This window comes from Streptococcus sp. NLN64 (genome assembly GCF_015831295.1).
Taxonomy (GTDB): domain Bacteria; phylum Bacillota; class Bacilli; order Lactobacillales; family Streptococcaceae; genus Streptococcus.
In genome coordinates, this window is record NZ_JADXDQ010000059.1 from 1 (window position 1) to 10249 (window position 10249).

14 protein-coding genes and 1 pseudogene are annotated in these 10249 nt (G+C 43.1%); 12 read left to right on the forward strand and 3 right to left on the reverse strand.

All coding sequences use genetic code 11. The annotated features are described in order from the left end of the window. Window positions 1-178: 178 nt before the first annotated feature. The 3 genes from I2503_RS07930 to I2503_RS07940 are packed head-to-tail and all read right to left on the reverse strand — an operon-like array spanning window position 179 to window position 1981. Window positions 179-1090: a DUF4097 family beta strand repeat-containing protein gene (locus I2503_RS07930; protein ID WP_196967600.1), complete on the reverse strand. Its 912-nt coding sequence runs from the start codon at window positions 1088-1090 to the stop codon at window positions 179-181. Beyond that, on the reverse strand, window positions 1087-1668 hold the full coding sequence (locus I2503_RS07935) for a DUF1700 domain-containing protein (RefSeq protein WP_196967601.1): 582 nt from the start codon (window positions 1666-1668) through the stop codon (window positions 1087-1089). Before I2503_RS07935 ends, I2503_RS07930 begins: the two co-directional genes overlap by 4 nt. After that, on the reverse strand, window positions 1655-1981 hold the full coding sequence (locus I2503_RS07940; RefSeq protein WP_196967602.1) for a PadR family transcriptional regulator: 327 nt from the start codon (window positions 1979-1981) through the stop codon (window positions 1655-1657). The genes I2503_RS07935 and I2503_RS07940 overlap by 14 nt, the downstream gene beginning before the upstream one ends. Window positions 1982-2137: 156 nt before the next feature. Between I2503_RS07940 and I2503_RS07945 the strand changes: the two genes are divergently transcribed. From I2503_RS07945 to I2503_RS08000, 12 genes and pseudogenes are all read left to right on the forward strand, one after another. Next, entirely contained in the window at window positions 2138-2374 is a 237-nt protein-coding gene (locus tag I2503_RS07945; protein ID WP_196967603.1) for a DUF2829 domain-containing protein, read from the forward strand. After that, complete coding sequence (locus I2503_RS07950) at window positions 2367-3065, forward strand: 3-oxoacyl-ACP reductase (protein WP_196967604.1); 699 nt, start codon at window positions 2367-2369, stop codon at window positions 3063-3065. Before I2503_RS07945 ends, I2503_RS07950 begins: the two co-directional genes overlap by 8 nt. An 88-nt stretch (window positions 3066-3153) precedes the next feature. Further along, a complete protein-coding gene (gene glmU / locus I2503_RS07955; protein ID WP_196967605.1) occupies window positions 3154-4536 on the forward strand; it encodes a bifunctional UDP-N-acetylglucosamine diphosphorylase/glucosamine-1-phosphate N-acetyltransferase GlmU in 1383 nt (460 codons plus the stop codon). Between the two features lie 3 nt (window positions 4537-4539). Next, window positions 4540-5097, forward strand: coding sequence for an NUDIX hydrolase (locus I2503_RS07960; protein WP_196967606.1), 558 nt, complete (start codon window positions 4540-4542; stop codon window positions 5095-5097). Next, a complete protein-coding gene (gene macP / locus I2503_RS07965) occupies window positions 5094-5318 on the forward strand; it encodes a cell wall synthase accessory phosphoprotein MacP (protein WP_196967607.1) in 225 nt (74 codons plus the stop codon). The genes I2503_RS07960 and macP overlap by 4 nt, the downstream gene beginning before the upstream one ends. 12 nt (window positions 5319-5330) lie before the next feature. Beyond that, on the forward strand, window positions 5331-6023 hold the full coding sequence (locus I2503_RS07970; protein ID WP_196967608.1) for a 5'-methylthioadenosine/adenosylhomocysteine nucleosidase: 693 nt from the start codon (window positions 5331-5333) through the stop codon (window positions 6021-6023). Between the two features lie 60 nt (window positions 6024-6083). Continuing rightward, a complete protein-coding gene (locus I2503_RS07975; protein WP_196967609.1) occupies window positions 6084-7622 on the forward strand; it encodes an ABC-F family ATP-binding cassette domain-containing protein in 1539 nt (512 codons plus the stop codon). A gap of 8 nt (window positions 7623-7630) precedes the next feature. After that, window positions 7631-7927: a nucleotide pyrophosphohydrolase gene (locus I2503_RS07980; RefSeq protein WP_196967610.1), complete on the forward strand. Its 297-nt coding sequence runs from the start codon at window positions 7631-7633 to the stop codon at window positions 7925-7927. A gap of 197 nt (window positions 7928-8124) precedes the next feature. Then, entirely contained in the window at window positions 8125-8445 is a 321-nt protein-coding gene (locus I2503_RS09810; protein WP_196967611.1) for an IS630 transposase-related protein, read from the forward strand. Between the two features lie 229 nt (window positions 8446-8674). After that, entirely contained in the window at window positions 8675-8974 is a 300-nt protein-coding gene (locus tag I2503_RS09815; RefSeq protein WP_282097732.1) for a transposase, read from the forward strand. A 52-nt stretch (window positions 8975-9026) separates the two neighbouring features. Then, window positions 9027-9596 (forward strand): GTP pyrophosphokinase, encoded by a 570-nt coding sequence (locus I2503_RS07995; RefSeq protein ID WP_196091891.1) that lies wholly within the window; start codon window positions 9027-9029, stop codon window positions 9594-9596. 244 nt (window positions 9597-9840) lie between these two features. Then, window positions 9841-10131: pseudogene (locus I2503_RS08000) on the forward strand (Fic family protein); the annotation flags it as partial. Window positions 10132-10249 lie beyond the last annotated feature (118 nt).

Consider the following 10249-nt stretch of genomic DNA (forward strand, 5'->3'; position numbering starts at 1 on the left):
TATGAAGCAGCAAGAGCATTAGGGATGCGGCAACATCCTTAAGACATTTTTAAATATGTTCACCTTAAGTATAACACAGATAGTGTTTTTTTGCGCTTTTTTACTGTGTTATTTTCAAATAAAAGACCCATTCGGGTCTTTTTAGTTTGGCTGTAAAAATATTCTTGTAATTATGATGTTATTCCAGTACTGAAATGGAGCCACTATCTGTCTCAACTAGTATTTCAACTGATGGATTTGAGATGTTTCTATACCGAGTTGGCAGGTCTATATCATCATTGAAAGAAGATTGACCGGTGAGTAGCGTTGTAGCTTCTTGATCTTTTGATAGAAGAATTTCAATATCTCCATTTTCAGAAATAAGGGTATTTTTTCCTTTGAAAATACTGTGATCAACCCAAATGGAATCCTCTTGTGCCTGTAGTTGGACGGAATTGTAGAGTCCTTCGAGAAGAGTAATAGGAGAGAGTTCAGACATCATTAAACTATTTTTTAGTTGGCTTCTGTCAAGAGTAATTTCTCCCATTTCCGTTTGAATTGTGGCCTTTTCGGATCGTGTCTGAATAAGATTGATATCGCCATTTTCAGAATGAATCTGTAAATCGGAAAACTGAAGCTTATTTATTTCTACACTTCCATCTTCTGATTGAATGGTTAAGCTTTGAACACTACCCTCGGTAGGTAGAAAAAGGTGAACAGTGCCAGGCTGTTTCTGTTTTGGATGTTGTAGAATATGATACAAGGCTTTAAAACCTTTAATAGTGACAGTAGGTGACTTTTGCTCAATATTGTCTGTAAGAATAAATGAATCTTTTTCTTCTTTAATTTGAAAGTTTTGTTGATCAGATTCTGTTAGTGGAGCATATTGGAGGTGAATCTGATTATCCTTTGAAGGAAGGATAGTCAGATCGTATCGAGTTAAGTCAATTTGAATTTGTTTTTTGGTTTGAAAATGCCATTCCTCCGTAGGGGTTGTAGCATAAATCTTGTCAAGTTCCTTAATGGCACCATTAGAAATCGCTAATACAGACACGCAAGCCCCAATAAGAATTAGGAAGAGAGAAAGAAACCATATTTTTTTAAATTTCATCGTTTGTCTCCTTTCAAACTAGTCCGGTAGATCCACCCTAGTAGTTTTACAGTTGAAGTCCCAATGGAGTACGTAAGTAAGCATAGTAGGCTACCCAATCCAAGAAGGAAAGTCCCTGCTCCAATTCCAAAAGCAAAACTTGCAGGACTGCTTATAAGATTTCTAAAAGATTCGTAAAAAGCCGCAATGCTGGTCAGGATACCAGTCATTCCAAGGATTAATAATGTAAATAGAAAGGCTCCAAATAGGGCTAAAATAGTGAAGAGCAGAACTATGAAGAAAAGAGCTATAGGTAAGGCCAGTGGGGAGGCCAAAATTACAAGAGTAATCAAAGTTGGGATTTTCCAAAAGGTTCTTTTTGTTGGTTGACTTGCTGAAAGTTCTTTGTCTAATAGATTTTGAATCAAATCATAAGCGGCTTCTTTGGGACTTCCCAACTCCTCCATTAAGGCAGCTTCATTTTCAGGTCCAGCGTCCTCGAAGTATTCTTGAAAATGTTCGATTGCTTCTTGATAATCCTCTCTAGGTAATTTTCGTAAATAATGGTCTAACTGTGAAAGATACTCATCTTTTTTCATTTTTTAAACTCCCTTCTAAAATCTTTGAAATGGTTTTAGTGTATTCTAACCATTCCTTTTTTAAAAAATGCAATTGTTCCTTACCAGAATCGGTTAGGGAGTAATATTTGCGCTTTCGGCCTTGGTGCTCTTCGGAATAGGTTCGCAGAAATCCATTTTTTTCAAGTTTTTTTAAAATAGGATAGAGCGTAGATTCCTTGATGTTTGCAAGGAGCTTGATGGTTTGACTAATTTCATAACCATAGGAATCCTGCTGGTCAACAATAGCCAAAATGAGAAACTCCGTTAATGGAGATGGAACTGGGAAATACATGTCATCACCCCTTTATATATAAAATTTTTATATATAAATTTTATACCTATCTGGGAGAATCGTCAAGGGATATGTAAAAATTTTATATATAATTTTTCCGTCCTCTTCTCTCACGTATTATTATTTGATATAATACGAAGAAAAAAGGAGGCGAAGATGCGTTTTGAAGAGATTTTGCCTGGGTTAAGGGCTAAGAAGAAATATGTCCGTCAGGGATGGAGTGGGGCTGAAAATTTTGTGCAGCTTTTTGACCATCTGGAAGTGGAAGGACAGATGTTGGAAGTGACCCCCTATTTCTTGATCCATGTATCTGGAGAAGGCGAAGGGTATTCAATGTGGAGTCCAACTCCTTGTGACGTGCTAGCTGAGGATTGGGTAGAAGTGGATGACTAGGAAGGTCTTGATTACGGGAGTTTCCTCCGGTATCGGTTTGGCCCAGGCCATGGCTTTTCTGGAGCTGGGGGACCAGGTCTACGGGGTGGATAAAGACCCTGCTCCGGAATTAAAGGGAGATTTCCACTTTATGCAGGTGGACTTGACCCGAGACTTGGATGCAGTGTTTTCTTGGGTCGGGGAGGTTGATGTCTTGCTCTTGACTGCTGGAGTTCTTGATGCCTATACTCCGCTTCTGGACATGTCCAAGGAGCTTTGGAACAAGGTCTATGAAACAAATGTCCGCGTGCCCATGGAAATGAGTCGCCACTACCTGTCGAAAATGCTGCGGAAGGGGCACGGGATTATTATCACCATGTGCTCGATTGCTAGTAAGACAGCGGGTGGAGGTGGTGCAGCCTACACCAGCTCCAAGCACGCGCTGATGGGGTTGACCAAGCAAATGGCTCTGGACTATGCTGGTACTGGCGTTCAAATTTTTGGGATTGCTCCAGGTGCGGTGCAGACTGGGATGACCCAGTCGGATTTTGAACCGGGTGGCATGGCTGAGTGGGTGGCTAAGGAAACCCCTATTCAGCGTTGGACCCAACCAGAGGAAGTGGCAGAGTTAACAGTCTTTTTGGCAACTGGCAAGATGGCTTCGATGCAAGGAGCTATTGTGACCATTGATGGGGGATGGACCTTGAAGTAGGAAGCTTGAGTCTGGCTCGGGCTTTTTTCTATTTAAGGGAAAAATGCTATAATAGGGGATGAGTACGACAAGAAATAGAGGAATGAATATGTCAAATTATGCCATTATCCTAGCAGCTGGAAAAGGAACACGGATGAAATCCGATTTGCCCAAAGTGCTTCACAAGGTTTCTGGAATTACCATGTTGGAGCATGTTTTCCGGAGTGTCTCTGCACTCGCTCCTGCCCAAACGGTGACGATTGTTGGACATAAAGCAGAGATGGTAGAGCAGGTACTGGCGGGGCAAACCCACTTTGCTTTGCAGGAGGAGCAGCTAGGAACAGGTCATGCGGTCATGATGGCTGAAGCGTTTTTGGGTGATTTGGAAGGGCAAACGCTGGTAATTGCAGGCGATACTCCCTTGATCACGGGTGAAAGCCTCAAGTCTTTGGTGGACTTCCATATTAATCATAAGAATGTAGCGACGATTTTGACTGCCGAAGCGGACAATCCCTTTGGTTATGGGCGCGTGGTTCGGAATGCGGATGGTGAGGTTCTGAAGATTGTCGAGCAGAAGGATGCTAGCGATTTTGAGCAACAAATCAAGGAAATCAATACCGGTACCTATGTCTTTGACAACCGCCGACTTTTCGAAGCCCTCAAGGACATCAACACGGATAATGCCCAAGGGGAGTACTACCTAACCGATGTTATCGGCATCTTCCGCCAAGCAGGTGAGAAGGTTGGAGCTTATATGCTTCGTAATTTTGAGGAAAGTTTAGGGGTTAATGACCGTTACGCACTATCCATTGCAGAAAATGTCATGCGTCATCGCATCAACAAGGGACATATGCTCAATGGGGTGACCTTCCAGAACCCAGCGACAACAAGCATCGACATTGATGTAGAGATTGCCGGTGATGTGGAACTGGAAGGCCAGGTGACCCTACGGGGAAACACCAAGCTTGAAGCGGGTGTCTATATCAGTGCGGGATCTTATCTGGTGGACAGTCATGTCGGTGCCAACAGTCAGATTACCCATTCCATGATTGAGGAATCAACCATTGGCCAGGACGTCACCGTGGGACCTTACGCGCATATTCGGCCAGGCTCCAGTTTGGCTGATACAGTCCATGTCGGAAACTTTGTCGAGGTCAAGGGTTCTAGTCTAGGTGCTGGTACCAAGGCTGGCCATTTAACCTATATCGGCAATAGCAAGGTTGGGCAAGATGTCAACTTCGGAGCTGGAACGATTACGGTCAATTATGACGGTCAGAATAAATATGAGACGAAGATTGGCAATGGTGTTTTTGTTGGTTCCAACTCAACCTTGGTGGCTCCACTAACGGTTGGAGATCATGCGCTATTGGCTGCTGGATCTACGATTACAAAAGACGTGCCGGAGAATGGATTGGCACTAGGGCGATCACGTCAGGTCAATAAGGACGAGTATGCCAAGAAATTCCCACATCATCCTGAACAAAAGGGGTAAGCTATGAATTTTGAAGAAAAAACAATCAGCCGCCAGGAAATTTTTCAGGGCCGTGTTTTCCGGGTAGCAGTAGACCAGGTGGAGTTGCCAGATGGTAAAGGGACCTCCACACGCGAGTTGGTTTTTCATAATGGTGCGGTTTGTGTGTTGCCGATTACCAGCGACAATAAAGTAATCCTCGTCAAACAGTACCGCAAGGCGATTGAGGGAACCAGCTTGGAAATTCCTGCTGGAAAATTGGAAATAGGAGAAAATGCCGATCCCAAGGCTGCGGCTCTTCGGGAGTTGGAAGAAGAAATTGGTTACACAGCAGATTTGGACTTGCTCTATGATTTTTATACAGCCATTGGTTTCTGCAATGAAAAGGTCAAACTTTACCTGGGTCGGAATTTAAGCAAGGTCGCTAATCCCCGTCCTCAAGATGAGGATGAGACCCTGGCTCTCTATGAGCTTGACTTGGAGCAAGCTTTGGCTGCTATTGAGTCAGGTGATATCTGTGATGCCAAAACCATTATGGCCATTCAGTACTGGCAAATACTGGAAAAGGGGAAAGGCCTATGACCGATCGACAACCATTTGATCCAGAATTGTATGAAGAAACCGAACCACTGGACTTGGATTTGTTAAACAAGATTGACCGATTAGAGGTGGAACCAGAGGTTCGAAAAAGTCGGCAGGCCGAGAACCAAAAGCGGGCGCGTTTTCAACACACCCTGAATAAAATTCTTTTTTGGCTGATACTCCTGTTAGTATTACTGCTGATTTTTATGTTTGTATTGTAGGAAAGTAAGAAAATGAAAATTGGAATTATTGCGGCGATGCCGCAGGAACTGGCAACTCTCTTGGAAAACTTGGAAAACGCCCAGAAACACCTTCGTCTTCGTCAGGTTTACCATACAGGCCATATTGGACGGCACGAGGTAGTCTTAGTGGAGAGTGGAATTGGGAAGGTCATGTCAGCCATGACGGTTGCCATTCTAGCCCAAGACTTCAAGGTGGATGCGGTGATTAACACCGGTTCGGCTGGAGCGGTAGCTCCAGGCCTGCAAGTAGGGGATGTTGTCCTTGCGGATCGTTTGGCCTACCATGATGTGGATGTGACTACTTTTGGCTATGCCTATGGCCAAATGGCCCAACAACCGCTTTACTTTGAAACCAGCAAGTATTTCCAATCGGTTTTCAAGGAAGTGTTGGAGGAACAGGGACAAGCCTATCAAATGGGACTGATCGCGACAGGGGACTCCTTTGTGGCCTCGTCTGATCGTTTGACTGAGATTAAGGCTGCCTTCCCAGATGTATTGGCTGTCGAAATGGAAGGAGCCGCCATTGCCCAAGCTGCTCACTCCATCGACCTACCAGTTATGGTGGTTCGTGCCATGAGTGATACAGCTGAGCAAGATGCGGCGATTTCCTTTGATGAATTCATCGTGGAAGCTGGCCGTAAATCCGCTCAGGTTTTGGTCGCCTTTTTACATAAATTAGTGTAGGGAGTGTTAGTGAGACAGGGATGGTTGTCCCAGTCTCCTTTTTTGGAGAATTAGGATCGTATGAGTATTTTAGAAGTTAAACGTTTGAGTCATGGGTTCGGGGATCGAACCATTTTTGAGGATGTGTCCTTCCGTCTTTTAAAAGGAGAACACATTGGCCTAGTGGGGGCTAATGGGGAAGGGAAGTCCACCTTTATGAGCATTGTGACGGGCCAATTGCAGCCAGATGAGGGACAGGTTATCTGGTCCAAATATGTGAAGGCTGGTTATTTGGACCAGCATGCGGTGCTGGAGCAAGGGATGACAGTTCGCGATGTTTTGCGGACAGCCTTTGATGACCTCTTTAAGACAGAGGCCCGCATTCAGGAAATCTACATGGAGATGGCGGAAGCCAGTGATTATGATGCCTTGATGGAGGAAGTTGGCGAGTTGCAAGATCGCCTGGATAGTCGCGATTTTTATAGCTTGGATGCCAAGATTGATGAAGTGGCGCGTGCCTTGGGGATTGCTGATTTTGGCATGGAGTCTGATGTGACCGAACTCAGTGGTGGGCAGCGGACCAAGGTTCTCCTAGCCAAATTGTTGCTGGAGAAGCCAGACATCCTCCTCTTAGACGAACCTACCAACTACCTGGATGCCGAGCACATCGATTGGCTCAAACGTTACCTCCTTAATTATGAGAATGCCTTTATTTTAATTTCGCATGATATTCCCTTCCTAAATGAGGTGATTAATTTGGTTTATCATGTTGAAAATCAAGACTTGGTGCGCTACAGCGGGAATTATGAGCAATTCCAGGAAGTCTATGCCATGAAGAAGGCGCAGTTGGAAGCAGCTTATGAACGCCAGCAGAAGGAAATTGCCGACCTAAAAGACTTTGTGAACCGCAACAAGGCCCGGGTAGCGACTCGAAACATGGCCATGAGCCGTCAGAAAAAGCTGGACAAGATGGACCTGATCGAATTGCAGGCTGAAAAACCAAAACCACAATTTGATTTTAAAGTTGCCCGAACACCAGGCCGCTTTATTATCCAAGCCCACGGACTGGAAATTGGCTATGACCGCAAACTGGCCGGCCCACTGGATTTGACCTTTGAGCGCAATCAGAAAATTGCCATTGTCGGGGCCAACGGAATTGGGAAAACCACCCTTCTCAAGAGCCTCTTAGGCCTGATCCCAGCTCTGGCTGGACAAGTGGAAGAAGGAGAATTTATCGAACTCGGATACTTTGAACAAGAAGTACCTGGAGGCAATCGCCAAACCCCACTCGAAGCCGTCTGGGATGCCTTCCCAGCCATGAACCAAGCCGAAGTCCGCGCTGCCCTAGCCCGCTGCGGCCTCACCACCAAGCATATCGAAAGCCAAATCCAGGTCCTCAGTGGAGGTGAACAAGCCAAAGTCCGCCTCTGCCTGCTCATGAACCGTGAGACCAACGTTCTCGTCCTGGACGAGCCAACCAACCACCTAGACGTAGATGCCAAAGACGAACTCAAACGCGCACTTCAAGCCTACAAAGGCAGCATCCTCATGGTCTGCCACGAACCAGACTTCTACCAAGGTTGGGTCGATCAAGTCTGGGATTTTAATGAATTGATTTAGGAGAAACCATGATTGAAAGCATTATTCAAGACATCCTGAAATTTCGCAATGAGCGTGGCTGGGGCCAAGCCCACAGCCCCCGCAACCTTGCCAGCTCCATCATCATTGAAGCCGCAGAACTCCTGGAAAACTACCAATGGGGCGAAGAGTATTCTGACCCTATCAATGTTCAGGAAGAAATCGCGGATATCCTGATTTACACATTCCTGCTGACAGACAAACTCGGCTTAGATGTTGAGACCATTATCCAAGACAAACTCAAGAAAAATGCCCTGAAGTATCCAGTGCCTAAGAAAGAGGACTAGGTATTGAGGGGGAAAGTCCTTAAACTTCAAAATCTGATGTTGTCAATGCTCTTGGATGAACCCATCGATTGTGTACTTTGAACGCTTTATTGCTAATATTCAACAGTTCTTACAGTCCTGTTGAACTTGCCTCATCGGCTTTCCTGGTCATTTTTATACTCTTTTAGATTATAAACTGTATGTGATATACTATTTTTATGGCATATGGAATTGATTTTAGAAAACGTGTCCTTGAATATGTTAAAGAGGGACATACACGTAAAGAAACAGCAGCTTTATTTAATATTAGCACCAACACTTTATACAGTTGGGAAAAGCAGGAGAGAGAACTCGGTCACTTAGAGCGTAAAAAGCGTGTTGGTAAATCCAGAAAAATACCTTTAAATAAATTACAAGAATTTGTAGAAGCACATCCAGACGCTTTTTTAAGGGAAATTGCAGAACATTTTTCTTGCAGTATTCCTTCTGTTTGGGCTGCCTTAAAGCAAGTAAACATCACTTTAAAAAAAGACAACTAGTTACAAAGAACAAAATGCACAGAAGGTGCAACAATATCTTGAATCACTAGCCGTTTTGAAAGGCTTTCCTCCAATTGTCTATATTGACGAAACAGGTATTGATACTTATCTATATCGTAAAAATGCCCGTGCGCCCAGAGGTGAAAAGATTTATTTCAAAGTTTCTGGTCGTCGATTTGAAAGAACTTCCATTGTATCTGGATAAATTGGTCAGACTTTTGTTGCGCCAATGATTTACAAAGAGAGTATGACTAGCGATTTCTTTGTAGAGTGGTTTAAACAAGAGCTTCTACCATCTTTAAAGACTCCTCATGTTATTGTTATGGACAATGCATGTTTTCACCCTAAGAAAATACTAGATGAACTTTCTATCGATGCTGGTCACTTCTTTTTACCTCTACCACCGTATTCTCCAGAATTAAATCCCATTGAGAAAAGTTGGGCTATTTTAAAAAAATCAGTTACAGAATTACTTCGCAAAATGGACTCTATAACTGATGCAATAACATACTATTTAAAAACTAAATAGCTATAATCTCCACACTACATCCTCATTTCTCATCTTCTTAGGAGGTATTCTCATGATTCAGAAAGTTGAGCGATTGATTTCAGAAATTAATCGAATCCATAAAGAATATTCCATCGATTATTTTGAAACAGGTCAGATTCAAAAAGTAAATTTGAAACATACCTTTTCAAAGGTTCCGACATCGGCGATTTTGGCTTATCGTTTAAATCTCCATGAGTCCATTAATGATTATTTGATGAAAGCGGATCTTCAGGATATCGCATACGTTTATCGGGTGAAAACTTCTGAAAGTATTCTCGATAAAATCGACCGTTTTTCTGAACGTACGGAAGGATATCCCGTTAATTCAATCTTGAATGATATTTTTGGAGCTCGAGTGATATTAAGGTCAGAGGAAATCTCTCAGGTCATGGAACGGTTAGATGATTGGAAGGACACCTTTGGATTAAAAAACTGGTATCTCCGAGATAAGGAAGGATATATTGGAATCCATGTCTATTTTAAGAACAAGAGTAATTTTTACTATCCTTGGGAACTTCAGATATGGGATGCCAAGGATGTGGATGGAAATATTCAGAGTCACAGGCTCTATAAGAGAGGATTTGTAAATCCTAAGTTATAACAAGAAAACAGAGGTTGGGACTCTCCAATCTCTGCTTTCTTTTTACCTCCTCATCCCATCGTGCTATAATTTGACTAACAAAGTGGCAGTTGGTTATAAGAGGAGAGTCTATGCAGCCTAAATACACCATTATACTCTTTTAGTTTATCTTTTATTACTGTGTTAGCTCGTCTTGCCGTACTTCAGTACTGTCTACGACTCGCTGCCTTGTACTAAAAGTAAACTAAAAGACTATATAGATCGGATGCTGATTTTAATTCAGGAAATCAGCATGTTAACGGCAGATTTTTCCTTAGCCCAAAGAGAATTACATCTGCGGAAGGAAAATCGGATTCGCTCCATCCATTCTTCGCTAGCTATTGAAAATAATAGCTTGAATATGGAGCAGGTAATAGCAATTTTAAAAGGGAAACGAGTTTTAGGCCCACCAAAGGATATTCGGGAAGTTCAGAATGCCTTTCAAGCCTATGAACAAGTTTTCCAGATGTATCCTTATTTAGTAGAGGATTTGCTTCGTGCTCATCATTTATACTCTTTTAGTTTATCTTTTATTACTGTGTTAGCTCGTCTTGCCGTACTTCAGTACTGTCTACGACTCGCTGCCTTGTACTAAAAGTAAACTAAAACTCCAAGCAGGCTTCGCCTGCTAACTC

Excerpts from the sequence above, each read along its gene's own strand:
- I2503_RS07930 (WP_196967600.1), bottom strand. The coding sequence starts at position 1,090 with ATGAAATTTAAAAAAATATGGTTTCTTTCTCTCTTCCTAATTCTTATT.
- I2503_RS07935 (WP_196967601.1), bottom strand. The coding sequence starts at position 1,668 with ATGAAAAAAGATGAGTATCTTTCACAGTTAGACCATTATTTACGAAAA.
- I2503_RS07940 (WP_196967602.1), bottom strand. The coding sequence starts at position 1,981 with ATGTATTTCCCAGTTCCATCTCCATTAACGGAGTTTCTCATTTTGGCT.
- I2503_RS07945 (WP_196967603.1), top strand. The coding sequence starts at position 2,138 with ATGCGTTTTGAAGAGATTTTGCCTGGGTTAAGGGCTAAGAAGAAATAT.
- I2503_RS07950 (WP_196967604.1), top strand. The coding sequence starts at position 2,367 with ATGACTAGGAAGGTCTTGATTACGGGAGTTTCCTCCGGTATCGGTTTG.
- glmU (WP_196967605.1), top strand. The coding sequence starts at position 3,154 with ATGTCAAATTATGCCATTATCCTAGCAGCTGGAAAAGGAACACGGATG.
- I2503_RS07960 (WP_196967606.1), top strand. The coding sequence starts at position 4,540 with ATGAATTTTGAAGAAAAAACAATCAGCCGCCAGGAAATTTTTCAGGGC.
- macP (WP_196967607.1), top strand. The coding sequence starts at position 5,094 with ATGACCGATCGACAACCATTTGATCCAGAATTGTATGAAGAAACCGAA.
- I2503_RS07970 (WP_196967608.1), top strand. The coding sequence starts at position 5,331 with ATGAAAATTGGAATTATTGCGGCGATGCCGCAGGAACTGGCAACTCTC.
- I2503_RS07975 (WP_196967609.1), top strand. The coding sequence starts at position 6,084 with ATGAGTATTTTAGAAGTTAAACGTTTGAGTCATGGGTTCGGGGATCGA.
- I2503_RS07980 (WP_196967610.1), top strand. The coding sequence starts at position 7,631 with ATGATTGAAAGCATTATTCAAGACATCCTGAAATTTCGCAATGAGCGT.
- I2503_RS09810 (WP_196967611.1), top strand. The coding sequence starts at position 8,125 with ATGGCATATGGAATTGATTTTAGAAAACGTGTCCTTGAATATGTTAAA.
- I2503_RS09815 (WP_282097732.1), top strand. The coding sequence starts at position 8,675 with ATGATTTACAAAGAGAGTATGACTAGCGATTTCTTTGTAGAGTGGTTT.
- I2503_RS07995 (WP_196091891.1), top strand. The coding sequence starts at position 9,027 with ATGATTCAGAAAGTTGAGCGATTGATTTCAGAAATTAATCGAATCCAT.